Below are 24,945 nucleotides of genomic sequence, written 5' to 3' on the forward strand. Positions count from 1 at the left end.
GCCGTCGGCTTCCGCAATGACGAGCACACCATCAAGGCCGGCCTGAACTACCGGTTCAATTGGGGCGCCGCGTCGGCCTCTCGTTACTGACGGCTTACATGATATACTTAGAGGGCCAGCCATACGGGCTGGCCCTTTCTCATGAGCCGGAATGACTGGAGCGCGTTGGCGGCTTGCGTTTTTTGCGAAGCTCTCCAGAAACTACTTGAGTTCAGCTCCGGAGCAACAGCGGTCCGCGACCGGCTGCGCGCGGCAGGTCAGCTGAAAGAGAAGCCGGGCCCCAACGGGTACGCGGATGCACTTGCTTGCCGCTGGCGGCGCCGCAGTCCTGGCATTCACTTGGCTGCGAGCCAACTACCGCCGCTCGCCTCATTGCTTATCCTATCGCATGCATTTATGCAGACTGGCGTGTTGCGGACATCCGTGGTCACAGCATTCCCTGAGAGCGACCGAGGCCCGCACCTTCACCTCTCCACCGGCGCCCCCGCCCCTCGATGATACCGGCTGGAAAAGAACACCAGTGGCGTGGTGTCGCGGTGGTCGCAGGTCGAGACTTCGGCGATGATCAGCGTGTGGTCGCTGACATCGACGTGCCGGGTGACCTCGCAGGCGAACCAGGCGATGCATTCCCGAAGGCGCGGCAGGCCGTCGACGATGTCGTAGTCCGGACTGGCGCCGGTGTTCGGCTGGCTCGCGAAATGCCGCGACAGGTCGCGGCCATGGTCGGGCAGGACGTTGACGCAATAGCGTCCGGTCGCCGAGATCGCGCGGTGCATCCGGCCGGGCCTGATGGAAACCAGCACGGTCGGCGGCGACAGACTGACGGTGACAAAGCTGTTCGCAGTCATGCCGCAGACACGGCCGTGCTCGTCCAGCGCAGTCAGCACCGCAACCCCGGTCGCAAAGCGCGATGCAGCTTCGCGAAACGAAGCCGGACTGGCGTGCTGCATCTCAGTCTCCGCTCGCGAGGTGGAAGAGCGTTGCGCCATCGGTCGTCACGCCATCAATTGTCACGCAATGGCTCTGACGGGCTCAGGCGGCGCCGACATGCGTTCGATCCAGGCATGGATGCGCTGCGGTGTCGAGATGCGGTCCCATTGACGGTCCGGGAAGTTGAAGTTCTCGGTGAACTCGTTCGCCAGCGCGGGATTCTGGCTCATCGCGCCGATCAGCATGCCGAGCGCGTCCGTCGGCGGCTGCAGCATCACGTTGGTCCAGCGCGACGCCGCCAGCACGCGATCCTGCCGCTTCAGATCGATTTTCTCGCAAAGCCGAGCGTCCAGCGCGTCGGCATGGACGATTTCCTCGCCGAGCACGAGGGCGGCATAGGAGGCGATATTGGCGCCTTGGCCCATCATGGGATCGACAATGGCATGGACGTCGCCGAGCGCGATCGCACACTTGCCGTCGTCGAACTCGACGACCGTGTTGCGCACCGTCGGGACCACGCCGCCTTGCAGCAGATCCTGCGGCTGCGCCAGATCGAACCGCGCCGTTTCGATACGGTCGTAGGTCGTCGGGTGATGCTTCTCCAGCTTGCCCAGCAGCACCTTCAAAAAATGCTTCGGGTTGTCGTCGTAGCTGAGCGTCGCCAGTTCCTCCATGTCGCCGCCCGGCACGTTTTCCATCAGCAGCGCGTTGGCAACACCGCCGAAGGTGACGGTCGGTATCACAATCATCTCGCCGTGCCCGGGTGACACCGAGAGCGTGACATTCATGGGATCGGGCTGCCGCACGCCGGTGTAGAGCCCCACGCATAGACGCCGTTGCGGCTGCGAATAGGGCGTGTGCTCCGGACGGTAGGTGAAGAGCTGGCCGAGCGGTCCCTTGCCGGTCGAGACGACCAGCAGGTTGAAGCGGGCGACCAGCGGACGGATATCGCGGTCTTCGATGCGGCGGTATTCGATCCTGCCGCCGCGGCTGACGAAATCCTTCATCAACGCCGGAAGATAGATCCGGTAGTCGACGGCGCGACTCGGCTTCGAGAAGTCACCGCGAAAGCTCAGCGGCTGCGGAAAATTGAAGACGTGATCGTGGTAGTAATAATGGTCCTTCGGATCGGTCCAGTGATTGACGCCGAGATAGTCCTCGCGCGCGATCGTCACGTGATGATGCGCGACCGTGTTGAGCAGCCGGATATTGCGATAATCCTCGGGCGGCCGGTCGGTGATGACAGTGGCGTCGATGCCATGCTTCTGCAGGTAGAGCGCGAGATGCAGCCCGGCGATTCCGGCGCCGATGATTCCGATGTTGCGTGCCACCGTGGTGTCCTCCCCTGTGATTGTTCGTTTTGGGGAAGCCTAGCCGCCCGCTGTGTTGCACACTACGGAATAAATGGGATATAATTTATTCTGGATCGGAATGAAATATGGACCGGATCGATTGCCTGCGCTCTTTCGTTCGCACGCTTGAGAGCGGCAGCTTCTCGGCTGCGGCCAAGGAGCTCGGCATCGGCCAGCCCGCCATCAGCAAGCGTATCGCGATGCTGGAAGACGAATTCGGCACGCAGCTGTTCTTGCGCACGACGCGCACGCTGAAGCCGACGGCAGAGGCGCACCGGATCTACGATCTCGCGCGGCAGATCCTGGAGAGCTTCGACATGGCGCGATCGAGCGTCGAACAGGCAGCGCCCCGCCCCACCGGCACGCTCCGGATCGGCGTGCCGTCGTCGTTCGGACGACGCTACATGATGCCGGTCATCGCCGAATATGTCCGGAATTATCCGGAGGTTCGGGTCGACATCCGCTTCAGCGAGCGCTTCGTCAATCTGGTGGAAGAAGGCATCGAACTCGCGCTGAGGATCGGAAACCTGGAGGCGAGCACGCTTGTCGCCCGCCGGCTCGGCACCGTGCAGCGCTATCTGGTCGCGACGCCCACCTATCTGCACGGCCGCCCGATGCCGCGGACACCGGATGATCTCGGCTCACACCAGTGCATCGTCTATTCGCGCATGACGCCGGCGCAGCAATGGGCCTTTGAATCCGAGCATGGCCGTCACGTCGCATCCATCAACGGCCCCATCCACGTCGACGATGCCGACGCGATGCAGGAGGCGACGATGCAGCATCTCGGCATCGCCATCCTGCCCGAGTGGAACGCGGCGGACGGCCTTCGCAGCGGCGAGCTCGAGCATCTGCTCCCGGATTACGCCATCGCCGCGCTGCCCCTGCATGCGGTCTATCCGGAGACGCAGTGGATGTCGCTGCGCGCGCGAAGCTTCCTGAATCTCCTGGTCGAACGCGCCGGGCACTTCGCGCCGGCCTCGTCGCATACCCGTACCGCCGGCGCCGGCGGTTGACGCCACCCCTGCCATCATTAAATGACGCCGATGAAAAAAATCGGATTCCTCTCCTTCGGGCACTGGACGCCCTCGCCGCAATCGCAGACCCGCTCGGCCGCGGACACGCTGCTGCAATCCATCGAGCTTGCGGTTGCGGCGGAAGAGCTCGGCGCCGACGGCGCCTATTTCCGCGTGCATCATTTCGCGCGGCAGCTTGCCTCCCCCTTCCCGCTGCTGGCGGCGGTGGGCGCGAAGACCAGCACAATCGAGATCGGCACGGCCGTGATCGACATGCGCTACGAGAATCCGCTCTACATGGTGGAGGATGCAGGCTCCGCCGATCTCATTGCCGGCGGCCGGCTCCAGCTCGGCATCAGCCGCGGCTCGCCCGAGCAGGTGATCGATGGCTGGCGCTATTTCGGTTATCAGCCGGCCGAGGGCCAGAGCGATGCCGACATGGGCCGGCGCCACGCGGAGGTCTTTCTGGACCTGCTTCGCGGCGAGGGCTTTGCAAAACCCAATCCGCAGCCAATGTTTCCAAACCCGCCGGGGTTGTTGCGCCTCGAGCCGCATGCGCCAGGGCTGCGCGAACGGATCTGGTGGGGCGCCGGCTCGAACGGGACTGCGGTGTGGGCCGCAAAGCACGGCATGAATTTGCAGAGCTCGACGCTGAAGAATGACGAGACCGGCGAGGCCTTCCATGTGCAGCAGGCCGCCCAGATTCGCGCCTATCGCGCGGCGTGGAAGGAAGCCGGCCACAGCCGCGAGCCCCGCGTGTCCGTCAGCCGCAGCATCTTCGCGCTGATCGACGATCGCGACCGCACCTATTTCGGCTCCGAGCGCGGCGGCGAAGACCAGATCGGCTTCATAGACCCGCGGACGCGGGCGATCTTCGGCCGCTCCTATGCGGCAGAGCCGGATGTGCTGATCGACCAGCTTCGAGCGGACGAGGCGATCGCGGAGGCCGACACGTTGTTGTTGACGATCCCGAACCAGCTGGGCGTGGACTATTGCGCGCATGCGATCGAGGCGATCTTGACGCATGTGGCGCCGGCGCTCGGGTGGAGGTGACGGGAAGGGCAAAGCCAGGCCCGTGTGACCCCGACGGGAGCCGCAGTCGCACGACCTGAAGTCGCGATTGACTTCAGTCACTACCCTGACAATGATGCCGCCGGGGATTTGGAATTCATCAGGGGCGAAAATGCGGGGTGGTTATCTGGGGGCTCTGGTCGTGGCCGCGTGTCTTGCGGGCTGCGCATCGGGGCCGATGGGCAGTGCGGCTCTCACTGACAACGTCAAGTCAAATACTGCACGGCTTGTGGTCTATCGGACCTCGGCGCTGGGATTTGCGGTTCAGCCCAACTATGTGGTCGACGGGCGCGTGATTGGCGGCAGCCAGGCCGCAGGTTTCGTGGCGTGCGAGCTGCCTCCGGGCCCCCACGAGGTCGCCGTCAACAATCTGCCGCTGAGTACCAATCTGTTCGGACAGGGCAGCGAGAAGATGAGCGTCGATCTGCGCGCCGGCAGCACGACCTATCTCTCCGCCCAGCCGCAGATGGGGATCGTGACACCAGGCGCGATCACGCTGATCCAGGTCACGGAGGACCAGGGTCGCGCGGACGTCGCCAGCCTGCATCAGAGCAACGGGTCGTGCGGCAAGGCGTGATTCGAATCGCTCCGCTCTCGAAGCGCTGATGAGACGCCTTGCCCTGACGATCATCCTGCGTCTTGGCCGCTACGCCGTTCTTCCGGTCGTGGCACTGGCCTGCGTGATGCTGGCTGTCAGGCTGATGGCAATGGATCGTTACACGGTCGCGACGCTGGCGACCGCACCAATCGTGTTCTCCATATTCACGGCCGCGGTGGCGGTCGCCATTGGCCTCCTGCTCCTGCCCACGCCAAAGCATCGGAGTTTCGAGGCGAGCGAGGAGACCGCCCCAGGCCTCTGGGCGGCGTGGAAGGAGCTCGACCATGGCTTCGTCCGATCCAACCGCAGCTTGCGGATCGACACCAATTTCAACGCATCGATCAGCGAGGTCAGCCGATACGCCGGGCTGTTCGGGCGGCAGATCACGATGATCGTCGGCCTGCCACTGCTGATCATCCTGGATGAGCGTGCAGTTCGCGCGGTCATCGCCCATGAAGTGGCCCATGCCCGGCTTCGCCATACCTCGGGAAGCATCAACCTTTCGGATTTCATCGCGGCCTCCGAGAACGTGCTGTTCTACGCCGATCCGGACCACACCATCACGGGACGCATTGCCCGAGCCCTGCTCCGCTCCATGCTCGAATGGCTCGAGAGGGAATATCGCACCCTGTCGCGAGAGAACGAGCTTTACGCCGATCTCGGGGCCGCCGAACAAGTTGGCCGCGCCGAGATGGCGCGGGCGCTGATCCTGATGGAGGCGTGCGGAACGCGTCTCACCGATCTCATCTACGCCCCTTTGGAGAAAGAGGTGCTGGGCGCCATCCATGCACCCCACCCGCCTTTCGAGCGCGTCTTGAACCAGCTCGGGGACATCAGGGCGCCTGGGCCGATGACCGCGGCTGCCGTCGCCGGCCTGACGCGCGAGCACGATCCGGACGCGACGCACCCGCCCTTTGCCAAGCGGCTTGCCAATCTCGGATACACCGGCGTTCCCGATATTGGCGACATCGAGACATCCGCTATCGAGCAGCTTCTCTCGCACGACGCGGCAAAGGACATCGCGGCCCGCTTCGACGACGAATGGCGGAAAAAGGCGCAGGCTTGGGTGACCGTCGGCTGGTGAGCTACGGGCTACGTCGCGGCCTGGTAGTGTGCCAGCCGCTCCGGGTCGTCATCCGGAACGGAGACCGTCTGCGCCCTGATGTGGCTGCCGATGACCAGCCCAGTGAGCGAGAGCATGAGCCCCAGCGCCAGCGGCGCGAACAAGGCCTCTTCCTGAAACAATCCATTCAGCAGCACGACCATGACGCCGAAGCCCGCGAGCCCCTGCGTCAAATATCCAGAGAATGCATAAAGACGCCAGGCCTTCAGCGCCACCGCGAAATGAAACGCCAGCGGAACGAGGGCGGCGATGCCCATTTGGTATAGCAGGACGCCGATCGCACTCTCGACGGCGCCGTTCGTCGTTCCGGCGGCCTGCGCGGCGCTCCAATCGATCGAGAAATAGTCATCCGACAGATTGCCGCCAACGCCCAAGCCGCGGCCAAACGGCTTTTCGAGAAATCCGTTCAAGCCGCCCATGAGGCCGAGAACGTGATAGTCGCCGATCTGCAAGCCGACGCGGATCGCGGCAATTGCAAACACGATCAAGGCCACGAATCCGAGCCATAGCGTCACCACGGCGCCGAGCAGACGGGTCGATATCCAGGCCGTGGCGACGAACACCACCACGATGAGCGCTCCCTTCACGCTGCAAACGATCAGCAGCGGCAACGCCACGAGGGCCAGAAACGGACGCCCTACCGAAAACAGGAAAAGCCCGAAAAACGCGATCCCGTACGCGAAGCTGATCGGGTGCATATTCGGTCCGTGGATGCGGAGGATCTTCGACAGGCCGAACCCTTCGAGCAGGGGCGTATTGAGAAAGTCGAAGCTGAAGCGATCCTTCAGATCGACCGGCACGTTGCCGGTGGCGCGCATCTCGGCTTCCCAAACGCCGGAACGGGCCGCCTTGAGCTCGTCGAAACCCCAGAACGTGTAGCCGTTGGTGATGGCCAGCCAGAAATCCCGAAACGCAAACTCGACGTATCCGCACAGGATCAGAATGGCTCCAAGCGTCACCAGGAACGGCGTGGCGCGAACCTCATAGGTCGCGGCCGTCAGCAGCGAGAGCTGGAACAGGAACAGCGGCAGCACGATATTGCGCAGATAGACCGTTGCCGCCTGGCCATCCTGGACGAAGCCGATCGCGAAATACAACGACACCACGGCGAGGGTCACGACACCCCAGCGCATGATCTGATCGACCTCGGTCGACCGGCTCCTTTGGCCGGCGACATACAACCCAAATGTCGTCAGCCACATCACGGAGCAGACGAGAAAATTATAGCCTTTGATGAAGTCCAGGTCGGACGGCGCCGAAATCAGCGGCGACAGGATCGAGACGAAGAGGTTCTGGAAGAACAGGACGAAGATCGCGATCGCCGGCGCGTAGGTTGGAACCGCAACCACGATGGCGATGGCGACGAGAACTTCGACGGTCAGAGACAGGACCGGGCTTGCCACGTGCAGGATCGGCACAAAGCCGATCGTTGCGATGGCGATGCAGAGCGTCGGGATCAGCTCGCGCCAAGGCGAACGCGAAGGCTCGGGACAGCCCGCCTGCACAGCTTGAAGATGCGGTGAGGTCCCGCCAATCATGACTCGTCCTTTGGCGCAGCGCGGCGGCCACGATAGCGGCAGGATGGGTAAGGATTCGTTAACGATGGCGGACCGGGTTCAGCGCCGGCCCGGCTTCGCGGCGCCGAGCAGCGCGCGCATGACGTCGGGATCGGGCTTGCCGGTGCCGCTTTCGAGCAGGCCGAATCCCTGCGCCAGCTCCCAATGCGCCCAGCCCCAGCAATGCCCCCGCGCATATGCGGTCACAGCCGCGAGCCAGCGCACGCGGCTGTCCCTGGGCGCTGCGGCTTTCAACACGCCAAATTCGTTGATGATGATCGGCCGCGGAAATCGTTGCTGCCACGCGACCGCGGGCGCGAGCCAGCGGCTGACATCCGGCTTGTCCCTGGCGGCGGCAATCGCCGTGTCGAGCATGCCGAGCGCCTTCGTCGCGCCTCTGTCCTGCAAGTCCCGGCGGAGCGCCTGAACCCCGGGATCGCCGGCGCTGATCGGATAAGGCAGATCGGTGATGTCGTGCAGCGGATCCTGCACGTCCCAGTGGCCCTGGTGTGTGAACACCATGGGATCGTAGAAATGGATGGCGTAGACGACGTTTAGATCCGGCAACGGGCGAAACCGCGGCAGCGAGTCCGCGCGTTGCCAGTCGACCGGGCCGACGATCAGCGTCGTCGCGGGAAGCAATTGGCGAACGAAGGCGGCGAGCGTTTCGACCTGCTCTTGCCATCTGTCGGCTTCGATGTCGGGCTCATTGAGCAGCTCGGCGAAGACGCGGTCGGCCGGAAACGATTGAATGACCCGGGCAAGCGTGCCCCACGCATCCTCCAACTCGCGCAGCGACGCGTCCGCGTCGTCCTTGTGCAGCCGATTGAAGCGATCGCCGGGATGGAGATCGACGGAGATTGAATAGCCGAGCGAGATGAGCAGCTTCAATGCCTTGTCGAGCGCCCGCAGCGTCTCATCGCGTTCCGCTTTCGAGGCGAAACGCAGCATCACGCGCTCGGCCGGCACCGGCAAGCGGACATGACTCATCCCCGCCTTGCGAAGCTGCTGCAGCAATTCGCGCGTTGGAGGCGCGGATTTTTCGCCATTGATCCAACCGTCGGCATTGAACCCGCGCGACAGCGCGGCGAGCCTGTCCGGCGCAACAGTCTGCGGGACAGGCACGCAAGTTTCGGCCGATGCCGCTGAGGCGAGCGACATTGGCATCAAGATCGTGGACAGCAAGATCGTGGCAAGGAGCAGACGACGGCACGGCGTCGCCATCGTCAAACCGCCCTGCTAAGCGCGCCGCCGTCGGGGTGAGGCGCGGCAGAGCCCGCGGGCGCATGATTGACGACGAGGCCGGTCGCGATGGTGTCGTACTTCGCCAGCGCGGCGGTCACCCGCCGCATCGCCGCCGAACCGAGCTCACCGGCGCGCACCACCGGGATGATCAGGTCCGCGTGCGCGGCGAGCGCGATCGCATCTGGCTGCAAGGCAAGATTGTTCGCATGGACGATGATCAGGTCGAACTCCGAGCGAATGTCGTCCTCTGGCCGCGCATTGGCCTTCCTGCCGGCGCTCAGCAGCTCGTCGATCGACTGGAGCCCCGCAGTGGTGGAGCCGTCCTGCCATTCGGTCACCGGCGGCTGGGCGCCCGCAAATTCCGGCTGCAGCCTTATCAGCACGCTCATCATGCCGCAGTTGACGGCCGCGCGGTTGAGGGAGCGCGCAACGGTGTTGCCGCCGGCGCTCTTGCCGACCGACAGCACGAGTGCGACCTTGCAGCCGCGCACCGGAGCACGATCGATACGCTCGAGCAGCGGACGCAAGTAAGCGCCGAGATCGAGCTCGGCTGTTGCGGCAATCGGTCGTTGCCAGACAGTGTTGGGCGCCGCTCCCGACACGAGTTCGGGAATGCGGGACCAGACCGGAAGGTTCGGCATCGCCTCTATTTGCTGCACGGCCGGAGCCGGACGCTGGACTTGCCGCTTGGGCGTCTCCCTCGCCTCCGCACGCGCCGGCGTTCGAGCCGGAGCCTCGGCAGGATCGGACTTGTCGGACATGCTCGTCATCGCCGCAACCGTAGCGGTTGACGTCAACAGCGAGCCGATCGCGAGCGCGGCGAGCAGCAGGGCGAGCGGCGGACGCGTCGAGCGCAGCGGCGGGATCGCGGGCGAGGCGATCTTGGTCTGCGAGCTCTGAAGCTGACGCTGCTCGTTGGTCGTCTTGAACCGCGACAAGAACTGCTCGTAGATGTTCTTGTTGGCATCGGCATCGCGCTGCAGTTCCTGCAGCTTCACGAGCGCCTGGCCGTCCACCAGCATCTGCGTCTCGACCGCCTTGAGCTGCTTTTCCAGCGCGGCCTGCTGCTCGAGCTGGGCCTCGTATTCGGACTTCGCGGTGTCGATGTTCTTCTTCCGCTCGACCTCGATCTGTCTGTTGATGTCAGCCAACTGGCTGTAGGAAATCGCAAGATCAGGATGGCGGTCGCCGTAGACCGCCTTCTTCTGTGCGATCTGGTCGTTCAGGGTCGAGCGCTGCGCGCGCAGCATGCTCAGGAGATCCTGCTTCACCGGACCTTCGACATTCGCCTTGAGATCGCGCTGCACCTGCTCGTAACGCGCCTTGGCTTCCTCGGTGCGCGCGCGAGCCGCGGAGACCTGCTGGTTCAGGTCAGTCACCCGCAATTGCTGGGTGGTGGAATCCTTGCCGGCATTGAGGATCTTGTGCTCGAGCCGGAAGGCTGCGACGGCGTCTTCCGAGACGCGCAGGCGCTCGTTCAGCGCCTTCAGCCGGTCCTTGAGCCAGTCGGCCGCCTCGTCCGTCGCATCGCTGCGGACGCGGCTTTGGGTCGCGACGAACGCCTCTGCGATGGCGTTGGCATAATAAGCCGCCCGCTCCGCACTGTTCGAGGTGAACGAGATGGCGATGACGTAAGTCAGGCCGCGACGCGAGATATCGAGACGGCTGCGGAGTTTTTCGAGCAGGCGCGTCATGTCGGTATGACCGCCTGCGATATCCTCGTCGTCGGCGATCTTGAGCTTCTCGATCAGGGGCCGGAGAAAGCCGTCCGACTTGGCGATCTCGATCTGGCTCTGAAGCGCAGCGGCGTCCTGGCCGATGCCAGGCAGCACGTCCTGATCCGTGGTCACGCGCAGCTCGCGGGGATCGACCACGACGAGCGCCGTCGCGGCATACCGGACCGGCAGCACCATCAGCACGACGAGGCCGAGCGCGAAAAGTGCCAGCGCCAGCATCAGGATGCGCCGGCCGTTCTCGCGCAGGAAAGAGAACGCGCCGGTGAGGGTCAGCGATCCCTTGATCAGCGCGGGTGCGGTGTTGTCGGGCGTCGCCGCCGCAGCCCGCGGCGCTTCCCACGAAGCCGCGGGCTCCGTCGGGGCGATGCTTCGCGGAGATGCGCTTCTACCGAACGCCATGGGGTTGGACTCGAAATCAACTAACAGGCACAGCTGAGAGACTTGCTACACCGTAAATATCCATGGTTAACCCGCGGTTACGGCGGCCGCGAAGCTCAGTAAACGGTTCGTTAAGAGACGACGCACGGCCCTGCGCGGAGAGGGGGCGCGCGCGTGAAGCAGATTACAGGTGACCTTGCGTGCTGAACCTCACACGGCAGCGATGCGCGAAGGAGATCCAACCGGATTGTCCCGCCTTCGCGCCATGATGCCGCGGGCAAACAAACGCCGGATCCGGCCGTCAAATCCCGCCGGGAAGCTCGACGCCCGCTTCCGTCAGGTCACGGAGGAATTTCCGCACCAGGAGCATGTTGGTTCTCTGCAGCTCGTGATTATTGCCGAACTTGAACTGGTTGGCTTCGGTTACGATCAGTCCCTGGTCGGTCTCGCGGAAAATGCCTTGCTTCTTCAAGCGATCGGCGCGCCGCCGGACGGTTTCGATAGGCAGACCGAAAAAGCGGGACAGGGCGGCACGGGAAACGCCCTGCTTGATCTTGTCCGGCTCAACCGCCTGGATGCTGCCAAATTGCCGGTCCAGTTCGGGGTTCTTCATGATCTTGAGAACGTTGGCGTTCAAGACCGCATGAATGATCATCAAGTCCAGCGGATCGAAATCGTAGTGGCGGAACATTTCGCTGGCTGCGCACAGCATGTAAGCCAACGAGTGGCGGGAGACGGTTCGGATCAAATCCGCCGCGATGTCCTCGTCTTTCGTCGTACCAACCATCACCAGTGCCCGCTTCTACGGATTTCCGGCCCGACGCCACAAGTCGGTTGCAAGCCGGTTATGTCTCCGTGGCGCACCGCGTGAGGCAGGACCGGTCTGCTGTTTCCCCCAATATGGGTATGGTCGCGGTTCCATCCGGTCAATAGCTGGCTTGTCGGCAATATCATTTTCACCGATACGAGGTTGAGTTGCCCGGCGCGCAATTGGCGCGTGCCAATTGTGATCATGGGCCAAATGACATTTATTATCGAAGCTATTAAAGACGACTGCCGCACCGTGGATTTCCGTGACAGCGCGATCGTTGCGGTGATCCTGGCCCGCAAGCACGCGGTGAATGGTTTTGTGGTTTCGATCACGGCGCCGAACGGGCAGCTTTTCTTCGCGGATCAGTTCAACCGTTTGCTGACGAGCAAGGGGCTCGGTTCGGATCCGGCGGCGCAGGAAGTTGGACGGCGCTAAAGCGGGCTTTGTTACGGCACGCGCAATCCTGGAAGCAGTGCAGCGAGTTGTAATCGCGAAATCGCGGACGCCGCTGGGGATGAAACCGAACGGGTCGGGTGGGGAAATCGGCGCTGATCGCGTATTCCGAAATGGCGCGCCACGGCCGATGAAGATGGGCACTATTGCTTCGCCGCGGCGCAATGATGCTGTATCCAAAATCACGTCAGAACCCGAAGACATGTGATCGCCTGTGATTTAGGCGCGCTCAAGCGATGAAATCATTGGACCAATAACTTGATGACGGCATCGGTGAGGTCGCCCCTCAGATCAGCCGGTTGTGCGATGAGGCCCGTGACGTATGCGCCGTTAATGATCAGCGCTATTTGTGACGCGGTGCGGTTGGGATCACCGACGCCAAGTTTGCCAAGCACGACCGCGAGCCTCGTCCGCATTTCCTTCTTGTTGCGCCGGGCGATGACCCGGCCCGGATGGTTTTCGTCAGGAAATTCCGTCGCTAGGTTGAGGAACGGACAACCGCGATAGGCGGGGTGCGTGATCCGCTTTGCGATACCGGATAGCAAAGCCTCGAGAATAGCGCGTGGATCACCCGCGTGCTGGTCTTCAATACGATCCCACCACGCCCAGAACAACCGATCCTGTTCGGCGGCGAAGGCAGCAATCAAAGCGTCCTTCGATTCAAAAAGGCGATAGAGACTCGTCTTCGAGACACCGGATCGCTCGACGACCGTGTCTACGCCGATGGCGCGGATGCCTTCGCGGTAAAACAATTCGCTTGCCGTCGCAAGGATACGCTCGCGGGCGCTCACTTCGCCCTTTGGCGGGGCACCCCGCCGGGGTCGGGTTACTGTCTCCATATCCGCTTGCTCTCGCTTTGATGACTTATCGTTTGACAAAGTTACAGACCTGTCCGTAATATAAAAGTTACTGACAGGTCTGTAACTTTAATGGAGAAATATCGATGCGTGCGATGCAGGCGGAAACGTTCTCCGGCTATGGCGGGCTGCGGCAGATCGAATTGCTCAAACCGAAGCCCGCAAAGGACAGGTTGCTGGTTCGCGTCACGGCCGCCGGCGTCACGCCGCTTGATCACACAATTCTGTCGGGTGGGCTGCCCCGGGCGAAGGCGCCATTGGTGCTCGGCAATGAAGGTGTGGGCGTGATCGAGGATGCCGGCGACTCCGGTTTTGCGGTGGGAAGTCGCGTGATGTTCGCCGGTCCCTATGGCGTTCGCGAAGACGGCGCATGGCAAGAATGGCTGCTGGTGAGCCCCAAAGATGCAGCGCTCGTGCCCGACGCGATCGACAATGTCGTCGCGGCCAGCCTCCCGGTGGCCTATCTGACGGCGCAGATCACGCTGACCCTCGCAGGGTTCAAACCGGGCAAATCGGTGCTGGCTCCGGCAATCGGTGGGTCGGTGGGCAACGCGACCTATCAGCTCGCGCGGGCACAGGGCGCCGGCAAGGTGATTTCAACGGCCGGCAGCGCTGCGAAAGCTGCCAGAGCACGCGAGCTCGGCTTCGAAGACGTGATTGACCTTTCCGCGGAAGATCTTGCCGACGGCGTACGCCGGATAACGGACGGCAAGGGGGTCGACATCGTTATCGATGGCATCGGCGGCACCGTGACCAGTGAGGCGCTGAGCACCCTCACACTCGGCGGTGTCCTGATTACGCTGGGCTATTCCGCCGGACGCAAGACCACGATCGATGTGACAGACCTGATCTGGAAAGGCGCGCGTATGAGCGGTTTCTCTTTGTTCGCCCAGTCACCGCTCGTCGTTGCCGCGGCATGGCGGGACATCATTCCGTTGATCGTGGGCGGATCAGTCAAACCTGTCGTCGAGCGGGTCTATCTCCTCGGCGAAGCGGGCGAAGCCCTGCGCCATCTGATCGAGGATCGACCGTTTGGCAAAGTCGTCCTGGCTGGATGATCGACATGCCAACGCTATCCGCACAGCTCCCGCGCGAGCGCACAATTCGCTGGGACGATCCGCAAGCCTTGGCCGCAGCAGGTCAGACGATGAGCGGGCGAGATTTCCTCGAAGCTATGCTTCGAGGCGACGTTCCGCTCCCGCCGATCTGCCGTCTGGTCGAGTTCAGCATCGACCGAGTTGGGGATGGCAGCGTTGAAATGGTTCTGAAGCCGCAAGAGTCGCAATACAATCCGATCGGCTCAGTCCATGGCGGCATAATCGCCACGGTTCTCGACTCGGCAATGGGCTGCGCCGTCCACACCAAGCTTCCCTTCGGACGGGCGTACACGACGCTGGAGATCAAGGTGAATTACCTCCGGGGCGTCGATCGCGACTCCGGACCAATGAAGGCGGTGGGGCGCGTCATCCATCTGGGCCGCCAGACAGCGATGGCGGAAGCGAGCTTGACGGATGCGAGTGGCAGGCTTTTCGCTCAGGCGAGCACGACCTGCCTGATCTTCGAGGTGGTACCGCATAGAGAACCGTGACGTCGCATGATCGCGGCCGCCGTGAAAGGTCGGTTGCGGCGAGCTAATGACTGCTACTTCAGCGCCAACCAGACCAAATCAGAGCTATATAGCTGGTCAAACAGCGCGCGAGCTGCGGGAAAAATGGCGGAGATCAAGAGCGTTTGCGTCGAACGGTAGCCGCAGGCTGTCCATATCGTGCTTTGGCGTAAATGGCGCGCCCGGAACGATTCGAACGTCCGACCCTCAGATTCGTAGTCTGATGCTCTATCCAGCTGAGCTACGGGCGCGTTTTTCGCTGACAGTGCGGGCATGGCCCGCAGGCAGCCCCCGGCTACGCCGGAGGGGTGCGAAAGAGCGCTTTGACTAACCGCTCTTGCCCCAATTGGCAAGGTCCGGATTGGGGAGATTTTGCTGGGACATGACGGTTTCCGCACTCGGCCGCTGGCCGACCTACGCCCGCGCCCGCTCGTTGCGGACGGAGAGCAGTTCCACGGGGCGGTCGGGGATGACGATCCGGAAGGTGGCACCGATGGTGCCTTCGACCAGATGGATGTCGCCGCCATGGGCGCGGACCAGCTCGGCGGCGATGGCAAGGCCGAGTCCGCTGCCGCCGGGACGGCCGGAGGTCTGGAACGCCTCGAACAGATGTTCGCGGGTCCTCTGCGGCACGCCAGGGCCGGTATCGGAGACCTCGATGATGGCGACCGCGCCCTCGCGTTTTCCCGTGATCCGGATCTGCTGCGCGCCGCCCTCAGCGGACGCATGGCTTTCCAGCGCCTGGGCGGCGTTGCGGACGAGGTTGAGCAGCACGCGGAAGAGCTGGTCGGGATCGGCGTCGACCGCGAGCCCGCGCTCGATCGCGGCGACCCAGGCGATCGAGGCGTCGGAGGCAAGGCCAGCGGTCTCGCGCACCTCCAGCACCACCGGCTCGATCATGATCATGCGCCGGTCGGGCGCGGCTTCCTGGGCGCGGCCGTAAGACAAGGTCGACTGGCAGAAGGCGATGGCGCGCTCGAGCGAACGGACGAGTTTTGGCGCAAAGCGCTGCACCCGCGGATCCGGCACGCTGGCGAGCTGGTCGGACAGGAGTTGCGCCGAGGCCAGCAGGTTGCGCAGATCGTGATTGATCTTGGAGACGGCGAGGCCGAGGGCGGCGAGCCGGCTCTTCTGATGCAGCATCGACATCAGGTCGCGCTGCATGTCCGACAATTCGCGCTCGGCAACCCCGATCTCGTCGCTGCGCTGGCTGGGCACGATGATCCCCGCCGAACTCTCGGGATTTTCGTGGAAGCCGACCAGGCTCGCGGTCAGCCGCCGCATCGGGCGCACGAAGAGATAATGCATGGCGAGATAGACGAGGCCTGCGGTCAGCACCGCGATGATCAGCGCGACCACCACGACGTTGCGGGAGAAGCGGTACATCGACTGCCGCAGCGGCAGCTCGTCGGTGACGATCTCCATGAACTGGGCGTTGCCGACGCCCGGCCCGACGATCCGGATGGCCTGGTTGCCGGTCTCCAGCATCATCCGGAACGAGCCGGTGATCGCCTCCCACGCCGTCATGTCGCGCAGGTCGATGTCGTGCTCGATCGCCGCGGGCAGATTGTCACTGGCGAGCAGACGGCGCTGCTGGCCCATCTTGATGGCGACGGCGCGCGCATTGATGCTTTTCAGGATCTCGCGCGACAGCGAATCGGGAACCATGCCGAGCGGCGCCGCATCGAGCACCAGCGCCGCCGTGTTGGCCGCGGCGACGCGGTCGTTGAGCCGGTTGACCCAGAAGTTGGCGATGGCCGGTACGTAGAGCAGGATGGCCGCGATCATCACCAGGGGAACGGTGAGCAGCAGCAGCTTGCCGGACAGCCCAAGCCCGCGCGTCCCGCGCGGCAGCGCCGCCGGCGGGTCCCGCTGATCCCCATCCTGGATCGGCTGGAGGTCTGTCGCTGCCACGAAATTCGCCCTCGCTGCCTTTGCCGGATGAAAGATGTCGCCGGGTGAAGGGTGTTGGCGCGTATGAAGATGCGGCCCGCCCCCAGCGCGGTCAAATTACAGATCGTCAATCTGCCAAGGTCGGATGTAAGCGCAGATCTGGCGAGTCGCTACCTCAAGGGTTAAAAACCCCGCACAAACAGCGATATTCGCCGGAATTGAGCTCTTGTGCGGCGTTGACGAAAAGAAGGCGCTCGCTTATAAGCCGGCCAATTGTCCGCGATGACCCGGTGTGACGCCGGGAGCGGCTCTCTTGGGGCCGAAAAAGGCCCATTTTGGGCAGCATCTTCCGGACTTTATCATCAATTCTACAGGCAAATTGCCCGGTCAGCGGAGAAAAACCCGTGAAGCGGACTTATCAACCCAGCAAACTGGTGCGCAAGCGCCGTCACGGCTTCCGTGCCCGTCTCGCCACGGCCGGCGGCCGAAAGGTGCTCGCCGCCCGCCGCGCCCGCGGCCGCAAGCGTCTGAGCGCCTGAGCCGGACCCCCTTTTTGGGATTTCATCATGGATCGGCTGAGGCAGCGAGCGGATTTCCTCGCCGTTGCCAATGGCGCGCGGGTGAATAGTCCCGCGTTCGTCCTGCAAAGCCTTGACCGCCAAAGCCTTGACCGAGACGACAGCGGTCCGATCCGGATCGGCTTCACCGTCACCAAAAAGAACGGCAACGCCCCCCAGCGCAATCGCATCCGGCGCCGGCTTCGCGAACTGGTGAAGCGGCTCGATCCGGTGTCAATGCAGCCCCATCATGATTATGTGCTGGTCGGCCGAAGGGACGCGCTCTCGCGCGACTTCGCCGCCATGCTCGACGATCTGCGCATGGCGTTCGCGAAGCCCGCGCGGCATACGCACAAGGGACGCGGCCCAAGAAGCAGCCCAAAAACCGACTCAAGAACCGACGGCTTAAAGCCCGGCCCCGCTCCTGCGACCAGCCGCAAACCGGATTGATGACGAGAGAATGATGACCGACAACCGCAATACCATCCTCGCCGTCATTCTGTCGGGCTTCGTGCTGATCGCCTGGCAGTATTTCTACAACATGCCGGCTATGGAGAAGCAGCGCGCCCAGCAACAGGCGCAGGCCGAGCTGCAGAAGACCACGCCGCAGCCGACGGCTTCCGCGACGCCGGGCGCCACGCCGCAGGCCGGCAGCACGGCCCAGCCGGCGACGCCGAGCGCGAACCAGCAAGCCCAGCCGGTCGTTGCGCGCGACGTTGCGATTGCCGCCAGCCCGCGCGTGAAGATCGAGACGCCGCGGATCGCCGGCAGCATCTCGCTGAAGGGCGGACGCATCGACGATGTCGCGCTGGTGCAATTCCGCGAAACGGTCGATCCGAAGTCACCCCCGATTATTCTGTATTCGCCCTCGGGGACCGCGGAGCCCTATTACGCCGAGTTCGGCTGGGTGCCGGCCACGGGCGTGACGGCGAAACTGCCGGACGCGCAGACCGTCTGGCAGCAGGACGGCAGCGGCAGCCTGACGCCGACCACGCCGGTGGTGCTGAAATGGGACAATGGCGAAGGCCTCAGCTTCCGCCGCACCATCGCGGTCGACGACCACTACCTCTTCACCGTCAAGGACGAGGTGAGCAATGTCGGCAACGCGCCGGTCACGCTCTATCCGTTCGCGCTGATCTCGCGCCACGGCACGCCGCAGGTCTCCGGCTACTACATCCTGCATGAAGGCCTGATCGGCTATCTCGATGGCTTGCAGGAATACGCCTACAAGAAAATCGACGAAGCCAGGACGGTGAACTTCAAGGCCACCAATGGCTGGCTCGGCATGACCGACAAATACTGGGCCTCGGCGCTGCTGCCGGACACCAGTGCGCAGATTCAGGCGCGCTTCTCGTCGAACCCGAGCGGCAACGTCCACACCTACCAGACCGATTATCTGCTCGATCCCGTCACCGTCGCGATCGGCGGCTCCGCGACCGCGAACGCGCGGCTGTTCGCCGGCGCCAAGGAAGCCAGCGTCGTCGGCATCAACTTCCCGCTCGCCGGCCATGGCGGCTACAACAAGGAACTCGGCCTCAACCATTTTGATCTGTTGATCGACTGGGGCTGGTTCTACTTCATCACCAAGCCGATGTTCCTCGGCCTCGACTTCTTCTACCGCTTCTTCGGCAATTTCGGCATCTCGATCCTGCTCGTGACCGTGATCGTGAAGCTCCTGTTCTTCCCGCTGGCGAACAAGTCCTACGCCTCGATGGCGAAGATGAAGTCGGTCCAACCGCAGCTTCAGGCGCTGAAGGAGCGCTACCCCGACGACAAGGTGAAGCAGCAGCAGGAGATGATGGAGATCTACCGCAAGGAGAAGATCAATCCGGTTGCCGGCTGTCTTCCCGTGGTGATCCAGATCCCGGTGTTCTTCTCGCTGTACAAGGTGCTGTTCGTCACCATCGAGATGCGGCACGCGCCGTTCTTCGGCTGGATCAAGGATCTTTCCGCACCGGACCCGACCAACCTGTTCACTCTGTTCGGGTTGATCCCGTTCGATCCGACCACTATCCCGGTGTTCGGCCACTACCTGGCGCTCGGCATCTGGCCGATCATCATGGGCATCACGATGTGGTTCCAGATGAAGCTGAATCCGACGCCGCCGGATCCGACGCAGCAGATGATCTTCAACTGGATGCCGCTGATCTTCACCTTCATGCTGGCGGGCTTCCCGGCGGGCCTCGTGATCTACTGGGCCTGGAACAACACGCTCTCGGTGCTGCAGCAGAGCTTCATCATGCGCCGCAACGGCGTGAAGGTGGAGTTGTTCGATAATCTCAAGGCGACGTTCGCGAAGAAGGCGACGTAGCTCCACTCTGTCATTCCGGGCTGGTGCGAAGCACCAGACCCGGAATCTCGAGATTCCGGGTTCGATGCTTCGCATCGCCCCGGAATGACAGCAAGCAAAGAGCCTTCGCATGACTGACGACAAAGATGCGAAGCTGATCGAGGTCGGGCGAAAGCTGTTCACGCGCGACTGGCAGTTCATCTGGGCCTCGCCCTCGACTGAAACGCTGCCGCCAATGGCGGGACTGGAGATCGCCTTTGCCGGCCGCTCCAATGTCGGCAAGTCCAGCCTGATCAACGCGCTGACCGGCCGCAACGCGCTGGCGCGCACCTCGCATACGCCGGGCCGCACCCAGGAGCTGATCTTCTTCGAGGTCCCCGGGAAAAGTGACCTGCGCCTCGTCGACATGCCCGGCTATGGCTATGCCAAGGCGCCGAAGAGCCAGGTCGCGTCCTGGACCGAGCTGATCCACAAATTCCTGCTCGGACGCGCCAGCCTCGCGCGCGTCTACGTGCTGGTCGACGCGCGGCACGGCCTCAAGGACGTCGATCTCGAAGTCCTGAAGACACTCGATCGCTCCGCGGTCAGCTACCAGATCGTGCTGACCAAGGCCGACCAGATCAAGACCACCGAGCTTCAATCGCGCATCGTCGAGACCGAGGCCGCGCTCGCCAAACGTCCGGCCGCGTTCCCGAACGTGCTCGCGACCTCGTCACGGAGCGCGACCGGCATGGCCGAGCTGCGCGCCGCGATCGCAAAGCTGCTGGAAGAGCGGACCTCGTGATGGCGGCATTCCGCCTGCTGATCGGGCTTGCCGGTGTGATGGGCGCCGCCGGCGTCGCGCTGGCCGCGGCTTCCGCGCATGGCGGCGATGCGAGCCGGCTCGCCGCCGCAAGCGCCATGCTGCTGTTTCATGCAACCGCCATACTCGCGGCCGTCGCCCTGCTCGGGCGTGGCCTTCTGCACGACGGAATTGGCATCGTCGCCGCGTCCGGCTTCGCAGCCGGCGCCGCGCTGTTCGCGGGCGACCTCACCTTGCGGCAATATGCCGGCCATTCGCTGTTTCCATATGCGGCGCCGACCGGTGGATCGGTGATGATCTTGAGCTGGCTGGCGGTGACGCTCGCGGCGGTGGTGGGGCAGCGGTGATCCGTAGCCCGGATGAAGCGAAGCGCAATCCGGGGAGAGCTTGCATGAGCAGATTCCCGGATTACGCTTCGCTCCATCCGGACTACGCGGCTGCGTCGGGGGTACGAAGACCACTTTGCGCCCCGCCCGCCAATCGGATAGAACGCGGCCCGAGTATCCCGCCAGCGAGATCCGCCTCATGACCGAAATCTCCCCGCTCGACCAGGCCCGCATCCTGTCCGAAGCGCTGCCGCACATGCAGCAGTATGACGAGGAAACCATCGTCATCAAGTATGGCGGCCATGCCATGGGCGACGAGGAGACCGCGAAGAATTTTGCCCGCGACATCGTGCTGCTCGAGCAGACCGCGATCAATCCGGTGGTGGTGCATGGTGGCGGCCCGCAGATCGCGACCATGCTCAAGCGCCTCGGCATCGTCTCGGAGTTTGCCGCCGGCCTGCGCATCACCGATGCCGCCACCATCGAGATCGTCGAGATGGTGCTCGCCGGCTCCGTCAACAAGCAGATCGTCGGCTACATCAACGAGGCCGGCGGCAAGGCGGTCGGGCTATCCGGCAAGGACGCCAACATGGTGAAGGCGTCCAAGACGACGCGCACCATCATGGATCCGGACTCGCACATCGAGAAGGCGGTCGATCTCGGCTTCGTCGGCGATCCCGAGAAAGTCGATCTCACGCTGCTCAACCAGCTGATCGGCTACGAGCTGATCCCGGTGCTCGCGCCGCTCGCGACCTCGAAAGAGGGCCAGACGCTGAACGTCAACGCCGACACTTTCGCAGGTGCCGTGGCCGGCGCGCTGAAGGCAAAGCGGCTGCTGCTGCTCACCGACGTGCCGGGCGTGCTCGACAAGTCCAAGAAGCTGATCCCGCAGCTCTCGGTCAAGGACGCGCGAAAGCTGATCGCCGACGGCACCATTTCCGGCGGCATGATCCCGAAGGTCGAGACCTGCATCTACGCGCTCGAACAGGGCGTGGAAGGCGTCGTCATCATCGACGGCAAGATGCAGCACGCAGTCTTGCTCGAGCTCTTCACCAACACCGGCACGGGCACGCTGATCCACAAGTGAGAGATGAGAAAACGAGAGACGCCGTCGTGGCCGGGCTTGTCCCGGCCATCCACGACCTTTCGTCCCGCGCCAAGAACGTGGATGCCCGGGACAGCCCCGGGCATGACGAGCGGAGCGCGAGGCGGCAGCGCCGCTCCGTCCTGACGCGCTTCCTGATGACCCTCCCCGCCGCGGCCATCTCGTTCGTGTTCTCCTCCGCACCGGCCTTCGCCGACCTGAAGATCTGCAATCGCATGTCCTATGTCGTCGAGGCCGCGATCGGCATCGACGACAAGGCGGCGACCGCGACGCGCGGCTGGTTCAGGATCGACCCCGCCACCTGCCGCGTCGTGGTGCAGGGCACGCTCTCCGCCGACCGCATCCTGCTCAACGCCCGCGCGCTCGGCGTCTACGGCGCATCCCCGATCCCGCAGAACGGCAGCGACACGCTGTGCGTCGCACAGGACAATTTCGTCATCGCGGCCGCGCGACAGTGCCGCAGCGGCCAGACCCAGGCCGCCTTCACCCAGATCACGCCGACGCAAGGCGCGGACGGCAATTTCGTCGCCTATCTCGCCGAGGACTCCGAATATGACGACGAGCAGGCCCGCCTTGCCGGCATCCAGCGGCTTTTGGTGATCGCAGGCTACGACGCCGCGCCGATCGACGGCGTCGACGGGCCGAAGACGCAAGGCGCGCTGGCCGCTTTCCTGAAGAGCCGCGGATTGTCGTCCGACATCCTGTCGTCGCCGAACTTCTTCAAGACCATGGTCGATGCGGTGCAGACCCCGTCTGCGACCGGCCTCACCTGGTGCAACGACACCACACACAAGGTGATGGCTGCGGTCGCCACCGACGACGGCAAGTCGGTGACCAGCCGCGGCTGGTATCGCATCGACCCCAAGACCTGCCTGCACCCTGATGTCAGCGGTCAGCCGAAGCAGATCTTCAGCTTCGCGGAAGCCATCGACGCCGACAACCGAATCGTCAAGCTGAAGGACAAGCCGCTGAACTGGGGCGGCGACAGGCAGCTTTGCACGCGCGAGACCAAGTTCGAGACCAACGAGCAGACCGACTGCGGCGCGCGCGGCTTCGCGGCCACGGGCTTTGGCGCGGTGGACATGTCGAGCGGCGGCAAGACGCTGCGGTTTGCGATGCCGTGATTGGTGGTGTTGTGATCAGGACGCGCACTCCGCTGTCGTCCTGACGAAAGCCAGGACCCATGACCGCAGGATTGGGTTTGGCAGAGAACGACGACCAGAGTGCCCCAATGATCCGTCACGGCCTATGGGTCCTGGCTTTCGCCAGGACGACGATTGAGGGTGGAGCGCCGCCGCGGTCAACGGATAGAGAGTGAAAATGAAATCTCCCCGCGCCTTCGCCCATGTCGACACCTGGGTGTTCGACCTCGACAACACGCTCTATCCGCACCACGTCAATCTGTGGCAGCAGGTCGATGCGCGGATCACCGAGTTCGTTTGCAACTGGCTGAATCTGACGCCGGTGGAAGCGCGCAAGATCCAGAAGGATTATTACCAGCGCTTCGGCACCACCATGCGCGGCATGATGACCCTGCATGGCGTCCGCGCCGACGACTATCTCGCCTACGTCCACAAGATCGACCACTCCCCGCTGGAGCCGAACCCGGCGCTGGGCGAGGCCATCGCAAAACTGCCGGGACGAAAGCTGATCCTGACCAACGGCTCGGTCGATCATGTCGATGCGGTGCTGGCCCGGCTCGGCTTTGCCACGCATTTCGACGGCGTGTTCGACATCATCGCCGCCGACTTCGAGCCGAAGCCGGCGCCGCAGACCTACCGCAAGTTTCTCGCCGACCATTCGGTCGATCCGACTCGCGCCGCGATGTTCGAGGACCTCGCCCGCAACCTCACCGTCCCGCACGAGCTCGGCATGACCACCGTGCTGGTGGTGCCGGACGGGACGAAAGAAGTCGTGCGCGAGGACTGGGAGCTCGCGGGCCGGGATGCCGCCCATGTCGACCACGTCACGGATGATCTGGCGGGGTTTTTGGGCAGGCTGTCGCATTGAACGGTAGCCAGGATGGAGCGCGAGCGAAATCCGGGGCTTTGTTGCGGTGAGACCGCCCCGGAATGCGCTTCGCTCCTTCCGGGCTACGGTCTTCGCGGGTGATGACACCGAACCAAGCTTGACTCCGTCCCCCCAAATCCCGAAAAAGCGCTCCAAATCACCGCAAATTCCCGCCTGCCTGTGAGGAAATCCCGATGTCCCTGTCCGCCCTCGAATCCACCATCAACGGCGCCTTCGAGGCGCGCGACGGCGTCTCGACCTCGACCAGGGGCGAGGTCCGCGAGGCCGTGGATCACGCGCTGGAGATTCTGGACAAGGGTGAGGCCCGCGTTGCCGAGCGCGGCACCGACGGCAAGTGGAAGGTCAATCAATGGCTGAAGAAGGCGGTGCTGCTCTCGTTCCGCCTTAACGACATGGGCGCCATTCCCGGCGGCCCCGGCAAGGCGGCCTGGTGGGACAAGGTGCCCTCGAAGTTCGACGGCTGGGGCGAGAACCGCTTTCGCGACGCCGGCTTCCGCGCCGTCCCCGGCTCCATCGTGCGCCGCTCGGCCTTCATCGCCCGCAACGTCGTGCTGATGCCGTCCTTCGTCAATCTCGGCGCCTATGTCGATGAATCCACCATGATCGACACCTGGTCGACCGTCGGCTCCTGCGCGCAGATCGGCAAGCGCGTGCACATCTCCGGCGGCGTCGGCATCGGCGGCGTGCTCGAGCCGCTGCAGGCCGAGCCTGTCATCATCGAGGACGATTGCTTCATCGGCGCGCGCTCCGAGGTCGCCGAGGGCGTGATCGTGCGCAAGGGCGCGGTGCTGTCGATGGGCGTATTCCTGGGTGCCTCGACCAAGATCGTCGACCGCGAGACCGGCGAGATCTTCATCGGCGAGGTGCCGGAATATTCGGTCGTCGTTCCCGGCGCGCTGCCCGGTAAGCCCATGAAGAACGGCCAGATCGGCCCGAGCACCGCCTGCGCCGTCATCGTCAAGCGCGTCGACGAGCGCACGCGCTCCAAGACCAGCATCAACGAGCTGCTGCGGGATTAGGGACTAACTATCTCACCGTCACCCTGAGGTGCTCGCCTCTTCTGCGAGCCTCGAAGGGCGACGGCGCGGCTGCCAGCAGCATCGTGGCCGCTCATCCTTCGAGGCTCCCCCTGCGGTGCTCTGCACCGCAGGGGAGCACCTCAGGATGACGGGTCTGGCAGCGGCATCGAACCCTCCCTTCCCCCATCGC

The 24,945-nt window shown here is 63.8% G+C and carries 24 protein-coding genes and 1 tRNA gene; 16 read left to right on the plus strand and 9 right to left on the minus strand.

Annotation, left to right across the window (positions count from 1 at the left end; translation table 11 throughout):
• Positions 1–464: 464 nt before the first annotated feature.
• On the minus strand, positions 465–950 hold the full coding sequence (gene styB, locus AC0L2F_RS32675; RefSeq protein ID WP_473251196.1) for a styrene monooxygenase NADH-dependent flavin reductase subunit StyB: 486 nt from the start codon (positions 948–950) through the stop codon (positions 465–467).
• 60 nt (positions 951–1,010) lie between these two features.
• A complete protein-coding gene (gene styA, locus AC0L2F_RS32680; protein WP_473251197.1) occupies positions 1,011–2,261 on the minus strand; it encodes a styrene monooxygenase subunit StyA in 1,251 nt (416 codons plus the stop codon).
• Between the two features lie 107 nt (positions 2,262–2,368).
• On the opposite strand from styA, the gene AC0L2F_RS32685 reads away from it, so the two are divergent.
• From AC0L2F_RS32685 to AC0L2F_RS32700, 4 genes are all read left to right on the plus strand, one after another.
• On the plus strand, positions 2,369–3,298 hold the full coding sequence (locus AC0L2F_RS32685; RefSeq protein ID WP_007615607.1) for a LysR family transcriptional regulator: 930 nt from the start codon (positions 2,369–2,371) through the stop codon (positions 3,296–3,298).
• 30 nt (positions 3,299–3,328) lie between these two features.
• A complete protein-coding gene (locus tag AC0L2F_RS32690; protein ID WP_473251198.1) occupies positions 3,329–4,351 on the plus strand; it encodes an LLM class flavin-dependent oxidoreductase in 1,023 nt (340 codons plus the stop codon).
• Between the two features lie 130 nt (positions 4,352–4,481).
• Positions 4,482–4,946 carry a DUF2846 domain-containing protein gene (locus AC0L2F_RS32695; protein ID WP_063994212.1) on the plus strand — a complete coding sequence of 155 codons (465 nt, stop codon included), beginning with the start codon at positions 4,482–4,484 and terminating at the stop codon, positions 4,944–4,946.
• A 28-nt stretch (positions 4,947–4,974) separates the two neighbouring features.
• Positions 4,975–6,051: a M48 family metallopeptidase gene (locus tag AC0L2F_RS32700; RefSeq protein ID WP_473251199.1), complete on the plus strand. Its 1,077-nt coding sequence runs from the start codon at positions 4,975–4,977 to the stop codon at positions 6,049–6,051.
• Positions 6,052–6,059: 8 nt separating this feature from the next.
• Here AC0L2F_RS32700 and AC0L2F_RS32705 read toward each other — a convergent pair whose 3' ends face one another.
• The 4 genes from AC0L2F_RS32705 to AC0L2F_RS32720 all read right to left on the minus strand — a co-directional run bounded on the left by AC0L2F_RS32705 (position 6,060) and on the right by AC0L2F_RS32720 (position 11,792).
• Complete coding sequence (locus AC0L2F_RS32705; protein WP_007615611.1) at positions 6,060–7,628, minus strand: hypothetical protein; 1,569 nt, start codon at positions 7,626–7,628, stop codon at positions 6,060–6,062.
• A 78-nt stretch (positions 7,629–7,706) separates the two neighbouring features.
• Positions 7,707–8,870, minus strand: coding sequence for a glycoside hydrolase family 5 protein (locus AC0L2F_RS32710; RefSeq protein WP_473251200.1), 1,164 nt, complete (start codon positions 8,868–8,870; stop codon positions 7,707–7,709).
• A gap of 2 nt (positions 8,871–8,872) precedes the next feature.
• Complete coding sequence (locus AC0L2F_RS32715; protein ID WP_473251201.1) at positions 8,873–11,026, minus strand: GumC family protein; 2,154 nt, start codon at positions 11,024–11,026, stop codon at positions 8,873–8,875.
• A 280-nt stretch (positions 11,027–11,306) separates the two neighbouring features.
• Positions 11,307–11,792 (minus strand): hypothetical protein, encoded by a 486-nt coding sequence (locus tag AC0L2F_RS32720; RefSeq protein WP_473251202.1) that lies wholly within the window; start codon positions 11,790–11,792, stop codon positions 11,307–11,309.
• Between the two features lie 234 nt (positions 11,793–12,026).
• Here AC0L2F_RS32720 and AC0L2F_RS32725 point away from each other — a divergent pair, with 234 nt between their 5' ends.
• On the plus strand, positions 12,027–12,251 hold the full coding sequence (locus AC0L2F_RS32725) for a hypothetical protein (RefSeq protein ID WP_245313502.1): 225 nt from the start codon (positions 12,027–12,029) through the stop codon (positions 12,249–12,251).
• A gap of 260 nt (positions 12,252–12,511) precedes the next feature.
• On the opposite strand, the gene AC0L2F_RS32730 is transcribed toward AC0L2F_RS32725, so the two are convergent.
• Positions 12,512–13,060, minus strand: coding sequence for a TetR/AcrR family transcriptional regulator (locus tag AC0L2F_RS32730; protein ID WP_371449392.1), 549 nt, complete (start codon positions 13,058–13,060; stop codon positions 12,512–12,514).
• A 152-nt stretch (positions 13,061–13,212) separates the two neighbouring features.
• On the opposite strand from AC0L2F_RS32730, the gene AC0L2F_RS32735 reads away from it, so the two are divergent.
• Positions 13,213–14,184: a quinone oxidoreductase family protein gene (locus AC0L2F_RS32735; RefSeq protein ID WP_063994219.1), complete on the plus strand. Its 972-nt coding sequence runs from the start codon at positions 13,213–13,215 to the stop codon at positions 14,182–14,184.
• A 5-nt stretch (positions 14,185–14,189) separates the two neighbouring features.
• On the plus strand, positions 14,190–14,714 hold the full coding sequence (locus AC0L2F_RS32740; protein WP_473251203.1) for a PaaI family thioesterase: 525 nt from the start codon (positions 14,190–14,192) through the stop codon (positions 14,712–14,714).
• Positions 14,715–14,906: 192 nt separating this feature from the next.
• Here AC0L2F_RS32740 and AC0L2F_RS32745 read toward each other — a convergent pair.
• Positions 14,907–14,983 (minus strand) — tRNA-Arg (locus AC0L2F_RS32745).
• Between the two features lie 163 nt (positions 14,984–15,146).
• Entirely contained in the window at positions 15,147–16,646 is a 1,500-nt protein-coding gene (locus AC0L2F_RS32750; protein ID WP_007604696.1) for an ATP-binding protein, read from the minus strand.
• Between the two features lie 383 nt (positions 16,647–17,029).
• Between AC0L2F_RS32750 and rpmH the strand changes: the two genes are divergently transcribed.
• The 9 genes from rpmH to dapD all read left to right on the plus strand — a co-directional run bounded on the left by rpmH (position 17,030) and on the right by dapD (position 24,755).
• The gene (gene rpmH, locus AC0L2F_RS32755; RefSeq protein ID WP_008542748.1) at positions 17,030–17,164 is read left to right on the plus strand and encodes a 50S ribosomal protein L34; all 135 of its coding nucleotides are present in this window, start codon (positions 17,030–17,032) and stop codon (positions 17,162–17,164) included.
• 27 nt (positions 17,165–17,191) lie between these two features.
• Positions 17,192–17,632, plus strand: a complete 441-nt coding sequence (gene rnpA / locus AC0L2F_RS32760) for a ribonuclease P protein component (protein WP_007604695.1) — start codon at positions 17,192–17,194, stop codon at positions 17,630–17,632.
• A 13-nt stretch (positions 17,633–17,645) separates the two neighbouring features.
• Positions 17,646–19,493: a membrane protein insertase YidC gene (gene yidC / locus AC0L2F_RS32765; RefSeq protein ID WP_007604694.1), complete on the plus strand. Its 1,848-nt coding sequence runs from the start codon at positions 17,646–17,648 to the stop codon at positions 19,491–19,493.
• Positions 19,494–19,602: 109 nt separating this feature from the next.
• Entirely contained in the window at positions 19,603–20,256 is a 654-nt protein-coding gene (yihA, locus tag AC0L2F_RS32770; protein ID WP_035974615.1) for a ribosome biogenesis GTP-binding protein YihA/YsxC, read from the plus strand.
• Positions 20,256–20,621 (plus strand): DUF423 domain-containing protein, encoded by a 366-nt coding sequence (locus AC0L2F_RS32775; RefSeq protein ID WP_007604692.1) that lies wholly within the window; start codon positions 20,256–20,258, stop codon positions 20,619–20,621. The genes yihA and AC0L2F_RS32775 overlap by 1 nt, the downstream gene beginning before the upstream one ends.
• A 178-nt stretch (positions 20,622–20,799) precedes the next feature.
• Positions 20,800–21,687: an acetylglutamate kinase gene (gene argB / locus AC0L2F_RS32780; protein WP_007597683.1), complete on the plus strand. Its 888-nt coding sequence runs from the start codon at positions 20,800–20,802 to the stop codon at positions 21,685–21,687.
• Between the two features lie 155 nt (positions 21,688–21,842).
• Positions 21,843–22,829: a DUF1036 domain-containing protein gene (locus AC0L2F_RS32785; RefSeq protein WP_063996732.1), complete on the plus strand. Its 987-nt coding sequence runs from the start codon at positions 21,843–21,845 to the stop codon at positions 22,827–22,829.
• A gap of 196 nt (positions 22,830–23,025) precedes the next feature.
• Positions 23,026–23,715 (plus strand): pyrimidine 5'-nucleotidase, encoded by a 690-nt coding sequence (locus AC0L2F_RS32790; protein WP_473251204.1) that lies wholly within the window; start codon positions 23,026–23,028, stop codon positions 23,713–23,715.
• A 194-nt stretch (positions 23,716–23,909) separates the two neighbouring features.
• Positions 23,910–24,755, plus strand: coding sequence for a 2,3,4,5-tetrahydropyridine-2,6-dicarboxylate N-succinyltransferase (gene dapD / locus AC0L2F_RS32795; protein WP_007604689.1), 846 nt, complete (start codon positions 23,910–23,912; stop codon positions 24,753–24,755).
• The last annotated feature ends 190 nt before the right edge of the window (positions 24,756–24,945 follow it).

This window comes from Bradyrhizobium sp. Ken64, assembly GCF_055807555.1.

Bases quoted from the DNA above. Each gene is read 5' to 3' on its own strand.
- AC0L2F_RS32715 (WP_473251201.1), bottom strand. From the start codon at position 11,026: ATGGCGTTCGGTAGAAGCGCATCTCCGCGAAGCATCGCCCCGACGGAG.
- AC0L2F_RS32705 (WP_007615611.1), bottom strand. From the start codon at position 7,628: ATGATTGGCGGGACCTCACCGCATCTTCAAGCTGTGCAGGCGGGCTGT.
- AC0L2F_RS32700 (WP_473251199.1), top strand. From the start codon at position 4,975: ATGAGACGCCTTGCCCTGACGATCATCCTGCGTCTTGGCCGCTACGCC.
- AC0L2F_RS32740 (WP_473251203.1), top strand. From the start codon at position 14,190: ATGCCAACGCTATCCGCACAGCTCCCGCGCGAGCGCACAATTCGCTGG.
- AC0L2F_RS32735 (WP_063994219.1), top strand. From the start codon at position 13,213: ATGCGTGCGATGCAGGCGGAAACGTTCTCCGGCTATGGCGGGCTGCGG.
- AC0L2F_RS32775 (WP_007604692.1), top strand. From the start codon at position 20,256: ATGGCGGCATTCCGCCTGCTGATCGGGCTTGCCGGTGTGATGGGCGCC.
- dapD (WP_007604689.1), top strand. From the start codon at position 23,910: ATGTCCCTGTCCGCCCTCGAATCCACCATCAACGGCGCCTTCGAGGCG.
- AC0L2F_RS32695 (WP_063994212.1), top strand. From the start codon at position 4,482: ATGCGGGGTGGTTATCTGGGGGCTCTGGTCGTGGCCGCGTGTCTTGCG.
- styB (WP_473251196.1), bottom strand. From the start codon at position 950: ATGCAGCACGCCAGTCCGGCTTCGTTTCGCGAAGCTGCATCGCGCTTT.
- AC0L2F_RS32725 (WP_245313502.1), top strand. From the start codon at position 12,027: ATGACATTTATTATCGAAGCTATTAAAGACGACTGCCGCACCGTGGAT.
- yihA (WP_035974615.1), top strand. From the start codon at position 19,603: ATGACTGACGACAAAGATGCGAAGCTGATCGAGGTCGGGCGAAAGCTG.
- AC0L2F_RS32710 (WP_473251200.1), bottom strand. From the start codon at position 8,870: ATGGCGACGCCGTGCCGTCGTCTGCTCCTTGCCACGATCTTGCTGTCC.
- argB (WP_007597683.1), top strand. From the start codon at position 20,800: ATGACCGAAATCTCCCCGCTCGACCAGGCCCGCATCCTGTCCGAAGCG.
- rnpA (WP_007604695.1), top strand. From the start codon at position 17,192: ATGGATCGGCTGAGGCAGCGAGCGGATTTCCTCGCCGTTGCCAATGGC.
- AC0L2F_RS32790 (WP_473251204.1), top strand. From the start codon at position 23,026: ATGAAATCTCCCCGCGCCTTCGCCCATGTCGACACCTGGGTGTTCGAC.
- AC0L2F_RS32685 (WP_007615607.1), top strand. From the start codon at position 2,369: ATGGACCGGATCGATTGCCTGCGCTCTTTCGTTCGCACGCTTGAGAGC.
- yidC (WP_007604694.1), top strand. From the start codon at position 17,646: ATGACCGACAACCGCAATACCATCCTCGCCGTCATTCTGTCGGGCTTC.
- AC0L2F_RS32690 (WP_473251198.1), top strand. From the start codon at position 3,329: ATGAAAAAAATCGGATTCCTCTCCTTCGGGCACTGGACGCCCTCGCCG.
- AC0L2F_RS32720 (WP_473251202.1), bottom strand. From the start codon at position 11,792: ATGGTTGGTACGACGAAAGACGAGGACATCGCGGCGGATTTGATCCGA.
- AC0L2F_RS32785 (WP_063996732.1), top strand. From the start codon at position 21,843: ATGACCCTCCCCGCCGCGGCCATCTCGTTCGTGTTCTCCTCCGCACCG.